Below are 18,988 nucleotides of genomic sequence, written 5' to 3'. Positions count from 1 at the left end.
ACTTTCCTTTCAGGCAAATTGACGGACGTCGACGAAGTGGCCATGCACGGCCGCGGCCGCGGCCATGGCCGGAGAAACCAGATGCGTGCGGCCGCCGGCACCCTGGCGGCCTTCGAAGTTGCGGTTGCTGGTGGAGGCGCAGCGCTCGCCCGGCTCCAGCCGGTCGGCGTTCATGGCCAGGCACATGCTGCAGCCCGGCTCGCGCCATTCGAAGCCGGCGGCCTTGAAGATCTCGTGCAGGCCTTCGCGCTCGGCCTGGGCCTTCACCAGGCCGGAGCCCGGCACCACCATGGCCAGCTTGACGTTGCGCGCCACCTTGCGGCCGAGCTTCTTGATGACCGCGGCAGCTTCCCGCATGTCCTCGATGCGGCTGTTGGTGCAGGAGCCGATGAAGACCTTGTCGACAAAGATGTCGTCCAGGCGCTTGCCGGGTTCCAGGGCCATGTAGGTCAGGGCACGCTCGATGGCGCCGCGCTTGATGGTGTCCTTTTCCTTGTCGGGATCGGGCACCTGGCCGTCGATGCCGAGCACCATTTCGGGCGAGGTGCCCCAGGTGACCTGCGGCAGGATCTGCGTGGCGTCCAGCTCGACCACGGTGTCGAACTTCGCGTCGGCGTCGGAGTGCAGCGTCTTCCAGTAGGCGACAGCCTGGTCCCACTCCACTCCGGTGGGGGCGAGCGGACGGCCCTTGACGTATTCGATGGTCTTGTCGTCCACGGCCACCAGACCGGCGCGGGCGCCGGCCTCGATGGCCATGTTGCAGACCGTCATGCGGCCTTCCATGCTGAGCGAGCGGATGGCCGAGCCACCGAACTCGATGGTGTAGCCGGTACCGCCGGCGGTGCCGATGCGGCCGATGATGGCCAGCACCACGTCCTTGGCGGTCACGCCGCGGGCCAGCGCGCCCTCGACGCGGATCAGCATGTTCTTCGCCTTCTTGGCCAGCAGCGTCTGCGTGGCCAGCACATGCTCGACCTCGCTGGTGCCGATGCCGTGGGCCAGGGCACCGAAGGCACCGTGGGTGCTGGTGTGCGAGTCGCCGCAGACCACGGTCATGCCCGGCAGGGTGGCACCGTTCTCGGGGCCGATGACGTGCACGATGCCCTGGCGCTTGGACATGAACGGAAAGAACGCCGCCGCGCCGAACTCGGCGATGTTGCTGTCCAGCGTGGTGATCTGTTCCTTGCTGATCGGGTCGGCAATGCCGTCGTAGCCCTGTTCCCAGCCGGTGGTGGGGGTGTTGTGGTCGGCCGTGGCCACCACCGAACTCACCCGCCAGACCTTGCGACCCGCCTGGCGCAGGCCCTCAAAGGCCTGCGGGCTGGTGACTTCATGCACCAGGTGGCGGTCGATGTAGAGCACGGCGGTGCCGTCTTCTTCGGTGTGGACGACGTGTTCGTCCCAGATCTTGTCGTAGAGCGTGCGTCCCATGGCAGTGGTGTGGCAAAGCGGCCGCTTGAAGGAACCGGCGATTTTACGGGGTCTGACGTGAATGCGCCCGCCACACCCCAAGGCGTGGCGGGCGCTGGCACCGGCCGGGCGGCCGATGCAGGGCGATCACTTCTTCGCAGCGGGCACGTCGCGGCGCGGCGAGCCGGTGAACAGCTGGCGCGGACGGCCGATCTTGTACTCGGGGTCGCCGATCATCTCGTTGAGCTGGGCGATCCAGCCCACGGTGCGGGCCAGGGCGAAGATGCCGGTGAACAGGTTGACCGGGATGCCGATGGCGCGCTGCACGATGCCGGAATAGAAGTCCACGTTCGGGTAGAGCTTGCGCGAGACGAAGTACTCGTCTTCCAGGGCGATCTTCTCCAGCTCCTTGGCCAGCTTGAACAGCGGGTCGTTTTCCAGGCCCAGCTCCTGCAGCACCTCGTTGCAGGTTTCCTGCATCAGCTTGGCGCGCGGGTCGTAGTTCTTGTAGACGCGGTGGCCGAAGCCCATCAGCTTGACGCCGGAGTTCTTGTCCTTGACCTGGTTCATGAACTCGCCGACCTTGGCAATGCCGCCGTTGCGCTGGATGTCTTCCAGCATGTTCAGGCAGGCCTCGTTGGCGCCGCCGTGGGCGGGGCCCCACAGGCAGGCCACACCGGCGGCGATGGCCGCGAACGGGTTGGTGCCCGACGAGCCGCACAGGCGCACGGTGGAGGTGGATGCGTTCTGCTCGTGGTCGGCGTGCAGGATGAAGATGCGGTCCAGGGCGCGCTCGAGCACCGGATTGACCTGGTATTCCTCGCAGGGGGTGCCGAACATCATGCGCAGGAAGTTGCCGGCATAGCTCAGGTTGTTCTGCGGGTACATGTACGGCTGACCGATGCCGTACTTGTAGGACATGGCCACCAGCGTGGGCATCTTGGCGATCAGGCGGATCGCGGCGATGCGGCGGTGCTCGGGGTTATTGATGTCGGTGCTGTCGTGGTAGAAGGCCGACAGGGCGCCCACCAGACCGGTCAGCACGGCCATGGGGTGGGCGTCGCGGCGGAAGCCGCGCAGGAAGAACTGCATCTGCTCGTTGACCATGGTGTGGTTGGTCACGAGCTTGTGGAAGTCGGTGCGCTCCTGCTCGTTGGGCAGCTCGCCGTTGAGCAGCAGGAAGCAGGTGTCCAGGTAGTCGCAGTGGGTGGCCAGCTGCTCGATGGGGTAGCCGCGGTACAGCAGCTCGCCCTTGTCGCCGTCGATGTAGGTGATGGCCGACTGGCAGGACGCGGTGGACAGGAAACCCGGGTCGTAGGTGAACATGCCCGTCTGCGCATACAGCTTCCGGATGTCGATCACGTCCGGACCGATGTTGCCGCCGTACACCGGCAGGTCAACGCTCGGGCTTCCGTTGGAGAACGACAGGGTGGCTTTGTTGTCGACGAGTTTCATGCGGGTTTCCCTCTGGTGGTCAATGTGGGTTGGACCGAGCTGCACGCAGCAGACCGAGCACCTGGACGACATCGTCGTGGGCCAGCGGGCCCTCAGGTGAACGGCGTCCGAGCAGCAGATCGAGCAGATCGTTGTCGGACAGGTCCATCAGCAGACCCAGGGCCTCGGCCTGACGCACGGTCAGGGTCGAGGCGTGCCGGGCGAAGAAGCGCTCGATGAACAGATCGTTCTCGAGCAGTCCACGGCGGCACCGCCAGCGCAGCTTGCTCAGGGCGCGCTCGTCGAGCAGGGCATCGTCGACGGAGGTGGTGCTGGTCATGGTGGAGCGGGGTGTGCGCGCGGTCTCAGACCGAACGCATCACCATCATTTCCTTGATCTTGCCGATGGCCTTGGTCGGGTTCAGACCCTTGGGGCACACATCGACGCAGTTCATGATGGTGTGGCAGCGGAACAGGCGGTACGGATCTTCCAGGTTGTCCAGGCGTTCGGCGGTACCCTGGTCGCGGCTGTCGGCGATGAAGCGGTAGGCCTGCAGCAGGCCGGCCGGGCCGACGAACTTGTCCGGGTTCCACCAGAAGCTGGGGCAGCTGGTGGAGCAGCTGGCGCACAGGATGCACTCGTACAGGCCGTTGAGCTCTTCGCGCTCTTCGGGCGACTGCAGACGCTCCTTCTCGGGCGGCGTGGTGTCGTTGATCAGGTACGGCTTGATGCTGTTGTACTGCTTGAAGAACAGCGTCATGTCGACGATGAGGTCGCGCACCACCGGCAGGCCGGGCAGCGGCTTGAGCGTGATCACGCCAGGCAGCGTGTTCATGTTGGTCAGGCAGGCCAGACCGTTCTTGCCGTTGATGTTCATGGCGTCCGAACCGCACACGCCTTCGCGGCAGGAGCGGCGGAACGAGATCGACGGGTCGAGCGCCTTGAGCTTCATCAGGGCGTCCAGCAGCATGCGCTCGTTGCCATCCAGCTCGACCTCGATGGTCTGCATGTACGGCTTGGCGTCCTTCTCGGGGTCGTAACGGTAGATCTTGAAGGTGCGTTTCATGTCGTTGCTCCGGGACGTGATCAGAAGGTGCGGACCTTGGGCGGGACCGATTCCACGGTCAGCGGCTTCAGGTTCACCGGCTTGTAGCTCAGGCTGTTGTCGGCGCTGTGCCACAGGGTGTGCTTCATCCACTCGCCGTCGTTGCGGCCCAGCGGGAACTGGGCGTCGTCGGCGGGGCGCTCGTAGTCGTACACCGTGTGGGCACCGCGGCATTCCTTGCGGGCCGCGGCCGAGGTCATGGTGGCCTGGGCAGCCTCGATCAGGTTCTCGACTTCCAGCGCCTCGATGCGCGCGGTGTTGAAGACCTTGGACTTGTCCTTCAGGCCGATGTGGTTCACACGGCTGCGGATGGCGTTGATCTTGGCCACGCCCTCGTCCATGCTGGCCTGGGTGCGGAACACGCCGGCGTGCTGCTGCATGGTGGCGCGGATGTCGTTGGCCACGTCCTGGGCGTACTCGCCGTCGGTGGCGGCATCCAGGCGGGCCAGGCGCGCCAGGGTGCGGTCGGCACCGTCGGCCGGCACCGGCTTGTGGGTCTTGTTCTTGTCGTTGTACTGGACGATGTGGTTGCCGGCAGCGCGGCCGAACACCAGCAGGTCGAGCAGCGAGTTGGTGCCCAGGCGGTTGGCGCCGTGCACGCTCACGCAGGAGCATTCGCCCACGGCGTACAGGCCGTTCACCGGCTTCTGGCCGCCCTGGCCGTCGGGCACCACGACCTGGCCGTGGATGTTGGTGGGAATGCCGCCCATCTGGTAGTGGATGGTGGGCACCACCGGGATCGGCTCGCGGGTGATGTCGACGTTGGCGAAGTTCACGCCGATCTCGTAGACCGAGGGCAGGCGCTTGTGGATGGTCTCGGCGCTGAGGTAGCTGAAGTTCAGCAGCACGTGGTCCTTGTTGGGACCGCAGCCACGGCCTTCCTTGATTTCCTGGTCCATGCAGCGCGAGACGAAGTCGCGCGGGGCCAGGTCCTTCAGGGTGGGCGCGTAACGCTCCATGAAGCGCTCGCCTTCGGAGTTGACCAGGAAGGCGCCTTCGCCGCGGCAGCCTTCGGTCAGCAGCACGCCGGCACCGGCCACGCCGGTGGGGTGGAACTGCCAGAACTCCATGTCTTCCAGCGGGATGCCGGCACGGGCGGCCATGCCCAGGCCGTCGCCGGTGTTGATGAAGGCGTTGGTGGAGGCGGCGTAGATGCGGCCGGCACCTCCGGTGGCCAGCAGGGTGGTCTTGGCTTCGAGCAGGTAGACCTCGCCGGTCTCCATCTCGAGGGCGGTCACGCCCACCACGTCGCCTTCGGCGTCGCGCACCAGGTCCAGGGCCATCCACTCCACGAAGAAGGTGGTGCGGGCTGCCACGTTCTGCTGGTACAGGGTGTGCAGCATGGCGTGGCCGGTGCGGTCGGCCGCAGCGCAGGCGCGCGGCACGGCCTTCTCGCCGTAGTTGGCGGTGTGGCCGCCGAAGGGGCGCTGGTAGATGGTGCCGTCGGGGTTGCGGTCGAACGGCATGCCGAAGTGCTCGAGCTCGTACACCACCTTCGGTGCCTCACGGCACATGAACTCGATGGCGTCCTGGTCGCCCAGCCAGTCGGAGCCCTTGATGGTGTCGTAGAAGTGGTAGTGCCAGTTGTCTTCGCTCATGTTGCCCAGGCTGGCGCCGATGCCGCCCTGGGCTGCGACGGTGTGCGAGCGGGTGGGGAAGACCTTGGACAGCACGGCCACTTTCAGGCCGGCGCGTGCCAGCTGCAGCGAGGCACGCATGCCGGAGCCGCCGGCGCCGACGATGACGACGTCGAACTGACGCTTGGGGAGGGAGGAGGTGGCAGTCATGGGGTCAGATTCTCCAGAGAACTTGAACGGCCCAGCCCAGGCAGGACAGGAGCCAGACCATGGTGAACACGTGCAGCACCAGACGCACGGCGGCGGGCTTGACGTAGTCCATCCAGATGTCGCGGATGCCGACCCACACGTGGTAGGTCAGGGCCAGGAACATGGCGAAGGTCAGGGCCTTCATCCATTGCGGAGCAAAGATGCTCGCCCAACCTTCATAACCGAGCGGACCGCTGGTGAACACCACCTGCAGCAGGACGATCAGGGTGAACAGGGCCATCAGGCCGGCGGTGATGCGCTGGGCCAGCCAGTCGCGCAGGCCGTAGTGGGCGCCGGTGACGACGCGTTTGGAACCGTAGTTGACAGACATGTGCGGGAATCCTTGGAATGACCGGGAGGGCGGAGATCAGTACAGGCCGAACAGCTTGGCGCCCAGCACCACGGTCAGGCCGATGCTCAGTGCCAGGGTGACCACGGCGGACGATTTGCCGAACTGCTTGGTCACGGCGTGGCGGGCGTCCATGTAGAGGTGGCGCAGACCCGCAATCAGGTGGTGCAGGTAGGCCCAGATGAGGGCCAGCACCACCAGCTTGAACAGCCAGCCGGGCACGAAGCCGATGCCGGCGCTGAAGGCGCTGGAGAAGCGCTCGTACGAGATTTCCGACGACACCGAGGTGTCGAACAGCCACACAATCAGGGGCAGCAGCACGAACATCAGGGCGCCGCTGATGCGGTGCAGGATGGACACCCAGCCTGCGGCCGGCAGCCGGTAGGTGGTGAGGTCCTTGAAGGCGTTGATGTTGCGGAACTGGGGCCGCTGGCGGGACAACTCGGACATGGTGGGGACTTTCTTCCGTGGAGCGGGGGGATCAGGCGCTGGGCGAGCGGTGGGGGGATCGTGAGGCTGTAACCGGTTGGTAACTCAGCCCCGGCCGGCGCAAATTCTATTGCAACGCACCATGACAAAAACTGACGTCGCAGGCGGGACGTGGGCTATTGCAGTGATTGTCATGGGCCATCAGCTGAGTTCGTTGCGGTAGTGGCGGCTGTCGGTGCGGTAGAGGCCGCGCCGCAGCTCCATGGGGACATCGTTGTAGGTGTAGGCGGTGCGCTCCACGCTGAGCAGCGGGCTGCCGGCCGGCACCGCCAGCAGCTCGGCTGCATCGGCCTCGGCACCCACGGCCTTGAGCTTTTCCACCGCCCGCACCATGCGCACGCCGAACTCGGCCTCGAACAGGGCATACATGGGGCCACGGTAGTCGGACAGTGTGTCGACCGTGAGGCCCTTGAAGGGCCCGCCGGGCAGCCAGATGTCTTCCAGGATGGTGGGCGAGCCCCCGAACGACAGCACCCGGCGCACCTGCAGCACGGCGTCGCCGGTGCGCAGGTTCAGGGCGCGGGCCACCTCGGCCGGGGCGCGCAGGCGGCGGCATTCGGTGATGCGGCGCTCGGCCGGACCCTGGTCGTCCAGCGATCCGCCGTCGGGCAGCAGGCGCAGGAAGCGGTACTGGATGTGCTGTTCGGCATGGGTGGCCACGAAGGTGCCCTTGCCCTGGCGACGCACCAGCAGGTTGTCGGTGGCGAGCTCGTCGATGGCCTTGCGCACCGTGCCCTGGCTCACCTTGTAGCGGGCGGCCAGTTCCAGCTCGCTGGGGATCATGTCGCCCGGTTTCCATTCGCCACCCTGCAGGCTGCGCAGGATCAGCACCTTGATCTGCTGGTAGAGCGGGCTGAAGGCCGGTGCGGCTTCCCCGGCGGCGCCGGCCAGCGGTGCAGCGGCGTCCGCACCCGTCAGGGTGGTGTCGGAGGGCGGCAGTGATGGGGGCATGGAGCGGTGGCCGGAAAGGTCGGAAATCGCTTAATCATATCTTATATAAGACATAAGACAAATTGACGCCTCAGGGTTTGCGAGGGTACACTCCGGAGTTCTCACAACCGCCATTTCCTGGAGTTTTCACATGAGCAAGAAGCCTGTTCGCGTCGCCGTCACCGGTGCCGCCGGCCAGATCGGTTACGCCCTGCTGTTCCGCATCGCCTCGGGCGAAATGCTGGGCAAGGATCAGCCCGTGATCCTGCAACTGCTGGAAATTCCGGACGAGAAAGCCCAGAACGCCCTCAAGGGCGTGATCATGGAACTGGAAGACTGCGCCTTCCCGCTGCTGGCCGGCATCGAAGCCCACAGCGACCCCATGACCGCCTTCAAGGACACCGACTACGCCCTGCTGGTGGGTGCCCGTCCCCGTGGCCCCGGCATGGAGCGTGCCGACCTGCTGGCCGCCAACGCCCAGATCTTCACCGCCCAGGGCAAGGCCCTGAACGCCGTGGCCAGCCGCAACGTGCGCGTGCTGGTGGTGGGCAACCCCGCCAACACCAACGCCTACATCGCGATGAAGAGCGCGCCGGACCTGCCGCGCAAGAACTTCACCGCCATGCTGCGCCTGGACCACAACCGTGCTGCCAGCCAGATCGCCGCCAAGATGGGCATCGCCGTGGGCGACATCGAGAAGCTGGCCGTGTGGGGCAACCACTCGCCCACCATGTACGCCGACTACCGCTTTGCCACCGTCAACGGCCAGAGCGTGAAGGACGCCATCAACGACCACGCCTGGAACAAGGACGTGTTCCTGCCCACCGTGGGCAAGCGCGGTGCCGCCATCATTGCCGCCCGCGGCCTGTCGTCGGCCGCCTCGGCTGCCAACGCCGCCATCGACCACATGCGCGACTGGGCCCTGGGCACCAACGGCAAGTGGGTCACCATGGGCGTGCCCTCCAACGGCGAGTACGGCATCCCCAAGGACGTGATGTTCGGCTACCCGGTCACCTGCGAAGGCGGCGAGTACAAGATCGTCGAGGGCCTGCCCATCGACGCCTTCTCGCAGGAATGCATCGACAAGACCCTGGCCGAGCTGCAGGGCGAGCAGGACGGCGTCAAGCACCTGCTGTAACCGCTTGGTAACTCCGGTGAGCGCCAACCCCGCCAGCATCCTTCTGGGCGCCCAGGCGGGGGCGTTTGCGCTGCCGGTGTGCGACCACTACAGCGGCGTCGAAGCCCGCATGCGCAAGAGCCTGCAACTGCAGGCCGAGCTGCAGGCGGAGTTCGGCGCCAGCGTGGTCGACATCACCCTCGACTGTGAAGACGGCGCCCCGGTGGGCGGGGAGGCGGATCACGCCGCCCTGGTCACCGAACTGGTGCTCTCGGCCGATCCCGCTGCCCGCGTGGCGGTGCGGGTCCATCCGGTGGACCACGCGGCTTTCGAGGCCGATGTGGCCACCATCGTCGGCCGCGCCGGCCACCGGCTGTGCCACGTGATGGTCCCCAAGGTCGAGTCCGTGGCCGACGTGCAGCGGGCCGCCGCCGCACTCGACGCCGCCGGCGCCACCGGCCTGATGCTGCATGCGCTCATCGAGTCGCCGGCGGCGGTGCACCGCGCCTTCGACATCGCGGCGCACCCCCGCATCCAGAGCCTGAGCTTCGGCCTGATGGACTTCGTGTCCGCGCACGGCGGGGCCATCCCGTCCGATGGCATGGGTGTCAAGGGCCAGTTCAGCCACCCGCTGGTGCTGCGGGCCAAGCTGGACATCGCCAGCGCCTGCCATGCCCACGGCAAGGTGCCCTCGCACTGCGTGGTGACCGAGTTCCGCGACACCGCTGCCCTGCAGGCCGCAGCCCGGCGCGCTGCGCGCGAGCTGGGCTACACCCGCATGTGGAGCATCCACCCCGACCAGATCCGTCCCATCCTGGCCGCGTTCGCGCCGGCCGATGACGAGATCGACCAGGCCGCCACCGTCATCGACCGCGCTGCCGCCGTGCAGTGGGCGCCGGTGCAGGTGGACGGCCGCCTGCACGACCGCGCCAGCTACCGCTACTACTGGCAGCTGCTGGAGCGCGCCCACCGCACCGGCCGGACCATCCCCGACGCGGTGCGCCCCCTGCTGGCCCCGCACTGAATCCCTGTCTTTTTCTGGAGAACGCCATGTCCAACTTCCTCGCCGACTACCGCGCCCACACCGCCGAGCGCGCCGCCCTGGGCATCCCGCCGCTGCCGCTGGATGCCAAGCAGGTGGCCGACCTGATCGAGCTGATCAAGAACCCGCCCGCCGGCGAAGACGCCTTCCTGCTGGACCTGCTCACCCACCGCGTGCCCCCGGGCGTGGACGATGCCGCCAAGGTCAAGGCCAGCTTCCTGGCCGCTGTGGCCCATGGTGACGTGAAGGTCGGCCTGATCTCCAAGGCCAAGGCCACCGAGCTGCTGGGCACCATGGTGGGCGGCTACAACGTGCACCCCCTGATCGAACTGCTGGACGACAGCGAAGTGGCCAGCGTGGCCGCCGAGGGCCTGAAGAAGACCCTGCTGATGTTCGACTTCTTCAACGACGTGGCCGAGAAGGCCCGCGCCGGCAATGCCAAGGCCAAGGAAGTCATGCAGAGCTGGGCCGATGCCGAGTGGTTCACCAGCCGCCCTGAAGTGCCGAAGTCCATCACCGTGACCGTGTTCAAGGTGCCCGGCGAGACCAACACCGACGACCTGTCCCCGGCCCCTGACGCCTGGAGCCGTCCGGACATTCCGCTGCACTACCTGGCCATGCTGAAGAACACCCGTCCGGATGCGGCCTTCAAGCCCGAGGAAGACGGCAAGCGCGGCCCGATGCAGTTCATCGAGGACCTCAAGAAGAAGGGCCACCTGGTGGCCTACGTGGGCGACGTGGTGGGCACCGGATCGAGCCGCAAGTCGGCCACCAACTCGGTGATCTGGGCCACCGGCCAGGACATCCCCTTCGTGCCGAACAAGCGCTTCGGCGGCGTGACCCTGGGCGGCAAGATCGCCCCCATCTTCTTCAACACCCAGGAAGACTCCGGCTCGCTGCCCATCGAGGTGGACGTGAGCAAGCTCGAGATGGGCGACGTGATCGAGGTGCTGCCCTACGACGGCAAGATCACCCGCAACGGCCAGACCGTCACCGAGTTCCAGCTCAAGAACCAGGTGCTGCTCGACGAAGTGCGCGCCGGTGGCCGCATCAACCTGATCATCGGCCGCTCGCTGACCGCCAAGGCCCGCGAGTTCCTGGGCCTGCCGGCCTCCACCGCCTTCCGCCTGCCGGTCGCCCCCAAGGACACCGGCAAGGGCTTCACGCTGGCGCAGAAGATGGTCGGCCGTGCCTGCGGCCTGCCGGAAGGCCAGGGCATCCGCCCGGGCACCTACTGCGAGCCCAAGATGACCACCGTCGGTTCGCAAGACACCACCGGCCCCATGACCCGCGACGAGCTGAAGGACCTGGCCTGCCTGGGCTTCTCGGCTGACCTGGTCATGCAGTCGTTCTGCCACACCGCCGCCTACCCCAAGCCGGTGGACGTGAAGACCCACCGCGAACTGCCGGCCTTCATCAGCAACCGCGGCGGCGTGGCCCTGCGCCCGGGCGACGGCGTGATCCACAGCTGGCTCAACCGCCTGCTGCTGCCCGACACCGTGGGCACCGGCGGTGACTCGCACACCCGTTTCCCCATCGGCATCTCCTTCCCGGCCGGCTCCGGTCTGGTGGCCTTCGGCGCCGCCACCGGCGTGATGCCACTGGACATGCCCGAGAGCGTGCTGGTGCGCTTCAAGGGCCAGATGCAGCCGGGCGTGACCCTGCGCGACCTGGTGCACGCCATTCCGCTGTACGCCATCAAGGCCGGTCTGTTGACCGTGGCCAAGGCCGGCAAGAAGAACATCTTCTCGGGCCGCATCCTCGAGATTGAAGGTCTGCCCGACCTGAAGGTGGAACAGGCCTTCGAGCTGTCCGACGCCTCGGCCGAGCGCTCGGCCGCCGGCTGCACCATCAAGCTCAACCCCGAGCCGATCAAGGAATACCTCACCAGCAACATCGTGCTGATGAAGAACATGATCGCCGACGGCTACCAGGACAAGCGCACGCTGGAGCGCCGCATCCGCAAGGTGGAAGAGTGGCTGGCCAACCCCAACCTGCTCGAAGCCGACAAGGACGCCGAGTACGCCGCCGTCATCGAGATCGACCTCAACGAGCTGAAAGAGCCGGTGCTGTGCTGCCCGAACGACCCGGACGACGCCAAGGTGCTGAGCGACGTGGCCGGCACGCCCATCGATGAAGCCTTCATCGGTTCGTGCATGACCAACATCGGCCACTTCCGTGCCGCCGCCAAGCTGCTGGGTGGCCAGCGCGACATCCCGGTCAAGCTGTGGGTGGCCCCGCCGACCAAGATGGACGAGAGCGAGCTGATCAAGGAAGGCCACTACGCCAACTTCGGCGCCGCCGGTGCCCGCACCGAAATGCCGGGCTGCAGCCTGTGCATGGGCAACCAGGCCCAGGTGCGCGAGGGTGCCACCGTGGTGTCCACCAGCACCCGCAACTTCCCCAACCGCCTGGGCAAGAACACCAACGTGTTCCTGGCCTCGGCCGAGCTGGCGGCCATCGCGTCCAAGCTGGGCAAGCTGCCCACCGTGGCCGAGTACCAGGAAGCCATGGGCATCATCAACAAGGACGCCGCCAGCGTCTACAAGTACATGAACTTCGACCAGATCGAGGAGTACGCCGAAACCGCCAAGGGCGTGTCGGTCTGACGGGTTTCCGTACCCCAGGAAAAACCCCCGGCGCCGCGAGGCCCGGGGGTTTTTTGTCACACCGCGATCACGCCCTCCATCGGGGAGGTGGAGTCTTCTTCTTGAGGCGGTCCGTTCGTGATCGGGGCGGGCGCGAAGAATGTCCAGACACCCTTCGCCGCCTTCGCTGCGGCGTGGCCCACCGACCCCACGACCGACCCGCTGCAGTGCGCAAAGCCAGTGACGACCGCCATGGTCAGCTCGGCGACCGGTACAAGGGCTCGGCCGCCAACCCAGCAGGAGATCAGCGACCACCCCAGAGCCGCCAGCTTGCCGTAGGCCTCTGCCGCGGTGGCGTCGAAAGCCTCCGGATCTGTCGTGTTGGTCTGTGAGCCCGCATGGGCCGGCCCGTATCGGGCCACCGTGTTGATGGCATCGACCAACGCCACGGCGTATGCCATCAGCGCAGCCACATTGACCGCAGTCCGGGTGGCCGTCCGCCTGACTTTTCCGAGGTCGACCCGGTAGATGCCTTCGTCGTCCTTGGTGGCCACCATCTCCAGGTAGTTGGTTCCGATGGCGTCGACCAGGGAGTAGGGCTTTGCTCCCTTGGCGGTGTCATTTTTCCCGAATCCTTGCTGGGTCAACACGGTCTTGTTCAGCTTGACGCGGACTTCGTGGAGCAAGCGATGGCGTTCTTCAGAAGGGAGCTGCTCCAGCAGGAGCCTCATCTGCTCGGGCCGGTCGGGTGCACCCGTCACTCTGAGGATGTCGGAAAGGCCGTCCTCGATGGCACGGATCTCACCCGTTGTCACCGGCTCCACGTCGGGGCTGCCGCGGCTGTCCTTCAAGGCCTGTTTCAGCAATTCCAGTTGATGCCGGTTGAACTTCAGGACGCCCTTGTTCAACCGGGCCAGCTTGATGTCGCCACGCAGGGGGGCATGCCCTGTGCGCTGGAAGAAGGTTCTCGCAGCGTTCTGCACACCTGCCGTGCCGATGCCCGCTATCGCCCCCCCCATCATCCCCATGAACAGGTCCATGACATTGGCGGTGTCCTGGTTGGCGTGTCCTTCCAGCAACGACGAGCGCACCCAGAGTCCTGCAGGGTTGGTCACCATGTAGACGACCGCGAACACAAAAAACGGCAGCTCGTTGCTGGCGAATCCTCGGGCGCCCGCCATGAGCATGGTCCGGGCCTGGTCCCAGATCGCCGGCATGGGGTCGTTCCGCTTGTCCCATCCTTCGAAGTAAGGCGCCAGGCTATCGCGGGCCAGCTCGTTGGCCTTCTCCATGCCTGCCTGGTCGCTGCATATCGAGCTGTGGACATGAACCGCCAGCGCGGTCACAAAGTTGGTGAAGTTCTTGGTGTCCTTGTCGCTGCGCATGCCCATCCTGGCTCGCAGCGCGCCCACGATCGGCTCCATGCCGATGTGCAGCACGCCGGCCAGGGTGGCATAGGCCATGGCGGCCTCCCTGGTGTTGCCCGAGACAGTCAATGCAAACTGGGCGGCTCGGGCCACCATGAAGGACCCTGCGTAGGACGCCGCACCGGGCAGGGAAGCCCTCAGCGGGTCGTAGGTGGCAGCACCTGCCGGAAGGGGCGTGTTCGCCTCGGGCAGGACATTGATGACGGTATTCAGATCCAGCGACCTGACCGCTGATGCGGTGCTGTCCTCGTGCGAGCTCCCGGAATGCTCGCGGGAACTGTCTTCGGAGCCGATAGTCCCTTTGCGGCTGACCTTCGTGCTCTCGGGAAGGAACACCGACGGCGATCGCCGTACATGTTTCGGAGCCAGTCGTCGCCGCATGTACGGCCTCTTCGAACTGGCGGCCTTTCTCTTCTCCTTCCGCTGCGGCGTCATGTCGTCGGAGTTGCTGCTGGAATGGCTGGACACCTTGACGGAGCTGCTGCCGGAATGGCTGGACACTGTGATGGAACTGCTTGAAATGCTCATGGGGCTCCCCTGTTCAAGCAGATGTCGGACGGTCGGACGGTGCGTCGTCGGGATCCGGAAAGTGCGCCCACGGCGTTTCCATCTGCGCCGGCTGGAGCAGGTCCCCGCGCCATTTCTGCACCTGGGCCAGCAGCCGCTGCAGCAGGGCCGTGAGCGCGCTTTCTTCCAGTTCGCCCAAGGCGGGCAGCCGGGTGCACAGCAGCACCTGCCCGGTGACCGGATCGAAGCCGAAGCGCAGGTCGGGGTTGTCCCAGCCGGTGAGCTGCACCAGCAGCAGCTGCTCGTACACCTGCCGCGCGTGTTCGTCGCTCACCCGCCCCAGGTAGGTCAGCAGCACCGCCGAACGCCCCTCGGGCTGCCACAGCAGCTGGAAGGTTTCGCCCTGGATGGGGGTCGGACGGCTCTCGCCGAGCGCGTCGACGTCGTCGGCAGCGAGCGACTGGCTCACTTGGCGGCAGAGGGACTGGAAGGCCAGCAGGTTCATGGGGTTGTCTCCTGGGAAAAAGCGGTTGTGTGAAATTGGTGATCGTTTCGTAACGACTGGTCGCGGGCCGGTTCCTGTGTGGCGGTGGCCCTGCCGGCCGGGCAGCCCGCCGGAGCGCTGGGACATGGCTTGAGCCCGGGCCCGAAGCGCGGCATGATGGTTTTGTCCTTTCCAGGGGGAGTCCCATGCGCAAACCTGCCGTCTACAGCCCCTCGCGCCGTCCATCGGCGGCATCGGCTGTGGCGGCAGCACCGGTGGAACCGGCCGAGGCAACACCGGTGTCCCGGCCGCCGTGGCGCGAGCGGTGGCGCTCTCCCCGCACCGGATGGCTGCTGTCGGCCGGCCTGGCGGCGGCGCTGGTGGGCCTGCTGGTCTGGCAGGCCAGCCGTCCGGCACCGCTGGCGCTGACCCAGAAAGCCATCGACCAGGCGGTGCTGCGCAGCCTGTCGACCCAGGTGCTGCCGTCGCAGGCGGCCCGCGCGGCCGAGGTGATCCGCCCGGCCGTGGTGCGGGTGCAGTCCTATGGCAGCACCGATGCCGACGATGACGACGAGGACGGCGTGGGCACCGGCGTGGTCATCGTCGACAAGGGCACCATCCTGACCAACCTGCACGTGGTGGCCGATGCCCGGCGCATCCGGCTGACGTTTGCCGACGGCAGCCATTCGGCCGCCACCATCGTGGGGGCGCAACCCGAGAACGATCTGGCCGTGCTGCAGGCCCACACCATTCCGGACGATCTGGTGGCCGCCACCATGCGCTCCACCCACGACCTGCTGCCCGGCCAGGAGGTGGTGGCGGTGGGCTTTCCCTTCGGCATCGGGCCGTCGGTGTCGGCCGGTGTGGTGTCCGGCCTGGGCCGCTCCTTCAAGTCGCCCGATGGCGAACAGGAGGTGCGCAACCTCATCCAGTTCGACGCGGCGGCCAATCCGGGCAATTCGGGCGGGCCGCTGATCACCATGAGCGGCGAGGTGGTCGGCATCGTCACCGGCATCCTCAATCCCACCCAGCAGCGCACCTTCGTGGGCATCGGTTTTGCGGTGCCCATCGAGAGCGCGGCGTCCGCCGCCGGATTGCCGCCGTTCTGAACCCCATCACAGGAGCTTCCCATGACCCAGGACCCCGCCGCCGACACCGCCCAGCTCATGGAGCAGATCCTGTACGAGGTCAAACGGGTGGTGGTGGGCCAGGACCGCTTTCTGGAGCGGGTGATGGTGGCCATGCTGGCGCAGGGCCATCTGCTGGTCGAAGGCGTGCCGGGGCTGGCCAAGACGCTCACCGTCAAGACCCTGGCCGAGGTGGTGCAGGGCCGCTTCAAGCGCATCCAGTTCACACCCGATCTGGTGCCGGCCGATCTGGTGGGCACCCGCATCTACAACCAGAAGACCGGCGACTTCAGCACCGCACTCGGCCCGGTGTTTGCCAATCTGCTGCTGGCCGACGAGATCAACCGCGCACCGGCCAAGGTGCAGAGCGCCCTGCTGGAGGTGATGCAGGAGCGGCAGGTGACGATCGCCGGCGAGACCCACCGCGTGCCTGAACCCTTCCTGGTGATGGCCACGCAGAACCCGATCGAGACCGAAGGCACCTACCCGCTGCCCGAGGCCCAGGTGGACCGTTTCATGATGAAGGTGGTGGTGGACTACCCGACCGACGAGGAGGAATACGTCATCGTCGAGCGCGTCACCGGCCCGGCCATCCACGTGCGCTCGGTGGCCGACACCACCCAGCTGGCGGCGCTGCAGGCCCGCTGCCGGCAGGTGTATGTCGATCCTTCGCTGGTGCAGCACGCGGTCAGGCTGGTGTCGGCCACGCGGCAGCCCGAGCGGCATGGCATCAAGGACATGGCGCGTTTCATCACCTTCGGCGCCAGCCCGCGCGCCACCATCGGCCTGGTGGAGGGTGCCCGGGCGCTGGCCATGCTGCGCGGCCGCAGCTATGCCCTGCCCGAGGACATGACCGACCTGGTGCCCGACGTGCTGCGGCACCGCGTGGTGCTGTCGTACGAGGGCCTGTCCGACGGCCTGACCAGCGATGCGCTGATCGAACGCATCATGAAGCATGTGCCGCCGCCGGCCCGTCCGCTGGCGCCCGAGCAGCGCGCTGCCTGAAGGCCCCGACCATGTGGCCGCGCTGGTTGTCCCGCCGATCCGAGCCCGAACCGGCGTCGGCGCCCGTGCCGGTTGCCCGAGCCGAGACGGCCCGGGCCGAGGCGCTGGTGCGGCGGCTGGAGTGGACCGTGCTGCGCCGGCTCGACGGGCTGCTGCAGGGCGACCACCGGACCCTCATGCGGGGCGCCGGCCTGGACCTGGCCGACCTGCGTGAATACCAGCTGCACGACGATGTGCGGCACATCGACTGGAACGTCACCGCCCGGCTGCAGCAGCCGCATGTGCGCGTGTTCACCGAAGACCGCGAGATGGCGGCCTGGTTCCTGATGGACCTCAGCCCCTCGGTGGACTTCGGCTCGGGCACGCGGCGCAAGAGCGAGGTGGCGTTGTCCTTCGTCACCGTGCTCGGCCGCCTGATCGGCCGCCACGGCAACCGCGTGGGTGCGGTGCTGTTCGGTGCCGGCGGCCCGGGCGGCGTGGATGCGGTGGTGCCCGCCCGGGGCGGGCGCAGCCACCTGCTGCAGATCGTGCAGAAGGTGCTCACCGCGGTGGCCAGCCCGGCGCGTGATGCGGCCGGCGGCACGCAGCTGGCCGAGCTGCTGCGGGTGGCCGGCCACGTGGTGCGCCAGCGCTCCACCGTGTTCGTGGTGTCGGACTTCATCAGCGAGCCTGGCTGGGAGGCCGGCCTGGGCGCGCTGGCTCGGCGGCACGACGTGGTGGCGGTGCGCCTGTTCGATCCGCTGGAGATCGAGCTGCCCGACGCCGGCCTGCTGCCGGTGCGCGACGCCGAGACCGGCGAGCAGCTCTGGATCGACACCAGCGACCGGGGGTTCCGCCAGCGCTTTGCGCGCATTGCCGCCCAGCGCGAAGCCCAGCTGCGCGAGAGCCTGGCCCGCTGCGGCGTGGACACGCTGGAGCTGTCCACCGACGACGACCTGGCCGATGCCTTCACCCGTTTTCTGGATCTGCGCCGGCAGCGTTCGCGCAGGCGCCCCGCCCCGGTCCCGTCGGCAGAAGGAGCCACCGCATGAACACCGACGCCCTGACCTTCAATCCTGCTGCGCTGGCGGCCTGGTTCCAGCAGTCGCCGGTCACCTTCCTGTGGCCGCAGCTGCTGTGGCTGCTGCTGGTGCTGCCGCTGCTGGTGCTGCTGTACCTGTGGCTGATGTCGCGGCGGCGCAAGAGTGCGGTGCGGCTGGCCAGCCTGGCCATCGTGCGCGAGGCGGCAGGGCGCGGCCCGGGCTGGCGCCGGCATCTGCCGCCCCTGCTGCTGCTGCTGGCCATCTCTGCCAGCCTGCTGGCGGCCGCACGCCCGGTGGCCACGCTGCGCCTGCCGTCGACCCAGCAGACCATCATCCTGGCCATGGACGTGTCGGGCAGCATGCGGGCCGAGGACGTCAAGCCCAACCGGCTGGTGGCCTCGCAGGAGGCGGCCAAGGCCTTCCTGACCGGGCTGCCGCGCCATGTGAAGGTGGGCATCGTGGCCTTTGCCGGATCGGCCCAGGTGGTGCAGCCGCCCACGCTCAGCCGCGACGATCTGGTGGCCGCCATCGACCGCTTCCAGCTGCAGCGCGCCACCGCCATCGGCAGCGCCATCGTGGTGTCGCTGGCCGAGATCTTCCCCGACCAGAACATCAGCCTGGGCGACCTGACCTTCCAGCGCAACACCGATCCCTTCGCCCCCAAGGGCCGGGCCATCGACCGGCCCGCCGCGCAGGACAAGCCTTTCACGCCGGTGGCGCCGGGCTCGTATGGGTCGGCGGCGATCATCCTGCTCACCGATGGCCAGCGCACCACCGGCGTTGACACCGCCGAGGCCGCGCAGATGGCGGCCGATCGGGGCGTGCGGGTCTACACCGTGGGCGTGGGCACGGTGGACGGCGAGGTGATCGGCTTTGAAGGCTGGTCCATGCGGGTGCGGCTGGACGAAGACAGCCTCAAGCAGGTGGCCCGGGCCACACAGGCCGAGTACTTTCATGCCGGCACCGCCGACAACCTGAAGAAGGTGTACGAGTCGCTCGGTGCGCGGCTGATGGTGGAGAAGAAGGAAACCGAGATCTCCGGCCTGCTGGCCCTGGTGGGCGCCGCGCTGGCGCTGGTGGCGGCGGGCCTGTCGCTGCTGTGGTTCCATCGCGTGCTCTGAGCCG

Annotated in this window: 17 protein-coding genes; 7 read left to right on the top strand and 10 right to left on the bottom strand. The window is 67.4% G+C overall.

What is annotated here, in order from left to right:
• Positions 1 to 9 precede the first annotated feature (9 nt).
• The 8 genes from leuC to WD026_RS06785 all read right to left on the bottom strand — a co-directional run bounded on the left by leuC (position 10) and on the right by WD026_RS06785 (position 7,565).
• Positions 10 to 1,431, bottom strand: coding sequence for a 3-isopropylmalate dehydratase large subunit (gene leuC / locus WD026_RS06820; RefSeq protein ID WP_425722872.1), 1,422 nt, complete (start codon positions 1,429 to 1,431; stop codon positions 10 to 12).
• 126 nt (positions 1,432 to 1,557) lie between these two features.
• Positions 1,558 to 2,865, bottom strand: a complete 1,308-nt coding sequence (locus tag WD026_RS06815) for a citrate synthase (RefSeq protein WP_425722871.1) — start codon at positions 2,863 to 2,865, stop codon at positions 1,558 to 1,560.
• A gap of 19 nt (positions 2,866 to 2,884) precedes the next feature.
• The gene (locus WD026_RS06810) at positions 2,885 to 3,184 is read right to left on the bottom strand and encodes a succinate dehydrogenase assembly factor 2 (protein ID WP_425722870.1); all 300 of its coding nucleotides are present in this window, start codon (positions 3,182 to 3,184) and stop codon (positions 2,885 to 2,887) included.
• A gap of 25 nt (positions 3,185 to 3,209) precedes the next feature.
• Complete coding sequence (locus WD026_RS06805) at positions 3,210 to 3,911, bottom strand: succinate dehydrogenase iron-sulfur subunit (RefSeq protein ID WP_302175856.1); 702 nt, start codon at positions 3,909 to 3,911, stop codon at positions 3,210 to 3,212.
• Between the two features lie 20 nt (positions 3,912 to 3,931).
• Positions 3,932 to 5,737, bottom strand: a complete 1,806-nt coding sequence (gene sdhA / locus WD026_RS06800; protein WP_425722869.1) for a succinate dehydrogenase flavoprotein subunit — start codon at positions 5,735 to 5,737, stop codon at positions 3,932 to 3,934.
• A gap of 4 nt (positions 5,738 to 5,741) precedes the next feature.
• Complete coding sequence (sdhD, locus tag WD026_RS06795; protein ID WP_086119199.1) at positions 5,742 to 6,107, bottom strand: succinate dehydrogenase, hydrophobic membrane anchor protein; 366 nt, start codon at positions 6,105 to 6,107, stop codon at positions 5,742 to 5,744.
• A gap of 36 nt (positions 6,108 to 6,143) precedes the next feature.
• The gene (sdhC, locus tag WD026_RS06790) at positions 6,144 to 6,575 is read right to left on the bottom strand and encodes a succinate dehydrogenase, cytochrome b556 subunit (RefSeq protein ID WP_425722868.1); all 432 of its coding nucleotides are present in this window, start codon (positions 6,573 to 6,575) and stop codon (positions 6,144 to 6,146) included.
• A 180-nt stretch (positions 6,576 to 6,755) separates the two neighbouring features.
• A complete protein-coding gene (locus WD026_RS06785; protein ID WP_425722867.1) occupies positions 6,756 to 7,565 on the bottom strand; it encodes a GntR family transcriptional regulator in 810 nt (269 codons plus the stop codon).
• A 130-nt stretch (positions 7,566 to 7,695) separates the two neighbouring features.
• Between WD026_RS06785 and WD026_RS06780 the strand changes: the two genes are divergently transcribed.
• Genes WD026_RS06780 through acnB form a run of 3 tightly spaced genes read left to right on the top strand, consistent with a single transcriptional unit; the run spans position 7,696 to position 12,312 of the window.
• The gene (locus WD026_RS06780; protein ID WP_425722866.1) at positions 7,696 to 8,682 is read left to right on the top strand and encodes a malate dehydrogenase; all 987 of its coding nucleotides are present in this window, start codon (positions 7,696 to 7,698) and stop codon (positions 8,680 to 8,682) included.
• A 16-nt stretch (positions 8,683 to 8,698) separates the two neighbouring features.
• The gene (locus WD026_RS06775) at positions 8,699 to 9,685 is read left to right on the top strand and encodes an HpcH/HpaI aldolase/citrate lyase family protein (RefSeq protein WP_425722865.1); all 987 of its coding nucleotides are present in this window, start codon (positions 8,699 to 8,701) and stop codon (positions 9,683 to 9,685) included.
• A gap of 26 nt (positions 9,686 to 9,711) precedes the next feature.
• On the top strand, positions 9,712 to 12,312 hold the full coding sequence (gene acnB, locus WD026_RS06770) for a bifunctional aconitate hydratase 2/2-methylisocitrate dehydratase (protein ID WP_425722864.1): 2,601 nt from the start codon (positions 9,712 to 9,714) through the stop codon (positions 12,310 to 12,312).
• Between the two features lie 56 nt (positions 12,313 to 12,368).
• Here the strand turns inward: acnB and WD026_RS06765 are convergent, their stop codons facing one another.
• Both WD026_RS06765 and WD026_RS06760 read right to left on the bottom strand, forming a co-directional pair.
• Positions 12,369 to 14,246 carry a hypothetical protein gene (locus WD026_RS06765; RefSeq protein WP_425722863.1) on the bottom strand — a complete coding sequence of 626 codons (1,878 nt, stop codon included), beginning with the start codon at positions 14,244 to 14,246 and terminating at the stop codon, positions 12,369 to 12,371.
• A gap of 13 nt (positions 14,247 to 14,259) precedes the next feature.
• Positions 14,260 to 14,730, bottom strand: coding sequence for a CesT family type III secretion system chaperone (locus tag WD026_RS06760; RefSeq protein WP_425722862.1), 471 nt, complete (start codon positions 14,728 to 14,730; stop codon positions 14,260 to 14,262).
• 185 nt (positions 14,731 to 14,915) lie between these two features.
• On the opposite strand from WD026_RS06760, the gene WD026_RS06755 reads away from it, so the two are divergent.
• From WD026_RS06755 to WD026_RS06740, 4 genes are read left to right on the top strand one after another with little or no spacing between them, the layout of a single operon-like run.
• Positions 14,916 to 15,818 (top strand): S1C family serine protease, encoded by a 903-nt coding sequence (locus WD026_RS06755; RefSeq protein WP_425722861.1) that lies wholly within the window; start codon positions 14,916 to 14,918, stop codon positions 15,816 to 15,818.
• A 21-nt stretch (positions 15,819 to 15,839) separates the two neighbouring features.
• Entirely contained in the window at positions 15,840 to 16,841 is a 1,002-nt protein-coding gene (locus WD026_RS06750) for an AAA family ATPase (protein ID WP_425722860.1), read from the top strand.
• A gap of 11 nt (positions 16,842 to 16,852) precedes the next feature.
• On the top strand, positions 16,853 to 17,872 hold the full coding sequence (locus tag WD026_RS06745; protein ID WP_425722859.1) for a DUF58 domain-containing protein: 1,020 nt from the start codon (positions 16,853 to 16,855) through the stop codon (positions 17,870 to 17,872).
• Positions 17,869 to 18,984: a VWA domain-containing protein gene (locus tag WD026_RS06740; RefSeq protein ID WP_425722858.1), complete on the top strand. Its 1,116-nt coding sequence runs from the start codon at positions 17,869 to 17,871 to the stop codon at positions 18,982 to 18,984. Before WD026_RS06745 ends, WD026_RS06740 begins: the two co-directional genes overlap by 4 nt.
• The last annotated feature ends 4 nt before the right edge of the window (positions 18,985 to 18,988 follow it).

Source organism: Hydrogenophaga sp. R2 (genome assembly GCF_049843595.1).
Classification (GTDB): Bacteria; Pseudomonadota; Gammaproteobacteria; order Burkholderiales; family Burkholderiaceae_C; genus Hydrogenophaga.
The sequence above is the reverse complement of the archived record's forward strand: the minus strand, read 5'-3'. Positions and strand labels throughout refer to the sequence as shown.

Excerpts from the sequence above, each read along its gene's own strand:
- WD026_RS06765 (WP_425722863.1), bottom strand. The coding sequence starts at position 14,246 with ATGAGCATTTCAAGCAGTTCCATCACAGTGTCCAGCCATTCCGGCAGC.
- WD026_RS06785 (WP_425722867.1), bottom strand. The coding sequence starts at position 7,565 with ATGCCCCCATCACTGCCGCCCTCCGACACCACCCTGACGGGTGCGGAC.
- WD026_RS06810 (WP_425722870.1), bottom strand. The coding sequence starts at position 3,184 with ATGACCAGCACCACCTCCGTCGACGATGCCCTGCTCGACGAGCGCGCC.
- WD026_RS06745 (WP_425722859.1), top strand. The coding sequence starts at position 16,853 with ATGTGGCCGCGCTGGTTGTCCCGCCGATCCGAGCCCGAACCGGCGTCG.
- sdhC (WP_425722868.1), bottom strand. The coding sequence starts at position 6,575 with ATGTCCGAGTTGTCCCGCCAGCGGCCCCAGTTCCGCAACATCAACGCC.
- sdhD (WP_086119199.1), bottom strand. The coding sequence starts at position 6,107 with ATGTCTGTCAACTACGGTTCCAAACGCGTCGTCACCGGCGCCCACTAC.
- WD026_RS06760 (WP_425722862.1), bottom strand. The coding sequence starts at position 14,730 with ATGAACCTGCTGGCCTTCCAGTCCCTCTGCCGCCAAGTGAGCCAGTCG.
- sdhA (WP_425722869.1), bottom strand. The coding sequence starts at position 5,737 with ATGACTGCCACCTCCTCCCTCCCCAAGCGTCAGTTCGACGTCGTCATC.
- acnB (WP_425722864.1), top strand. The coding sequence starts at position 9,712 with ATGTCCAACTTCCTCGCCGACTACCGCGCCCACACCGCCGAGCGCGCC.
- WD026_RS06755 (WP_425722861.1), top strand. The coding sequence starts at position 14,916 with ATGCGCAAACCTGCCGTCTACAGCCCCTCGCGCCGTCCATCGGCGGCA.
- WD026_RS06740 (WP_425722858.1), top strand. The coding sequence starts at position 17,869 with ATGAACACCGACGCCCTGACCTTCAATCCTGCTGCGCTGGCGGCCTGG.
- WD026_RS06805 (WP_302175856.1), bottom strand. The coding sequence starts at position 3,911 with ATGAAACGCACCTTCAAGATCTACCGTTACGACCCCGAGAAGGACGCC.
- WD026_RS06815 (WP_425722871.1), bottom strand. The coding sequence starts at position 2,865 with ATGAAACTCGTCGACAACAAAGCCACCCTGTCGTTCTCCAACGGAAGC.
- leuC (WP_425722872.1), bottom strand. The coding sequence starts at position 1,431 with ATGGGACGCACGCTCTACGACAAGATCTGGGACGAACACGTCGTCCAC.
- WD026_RS06750 (WP_425722860.1), top strand. The coding sequence starts at position 15,840 with ATGACCCAGGACCCCGCCGCCGACACCGCCCAGCTCATGGAGCAGATC.
- WD026_RS06780 (WP_425722866.1), top strand. The coding sequence starts at position 7,696 with ATGAGCAAGAAGCCTGTTCGCGTCGCCGTCACCGGTGCCGCCGGCCAG.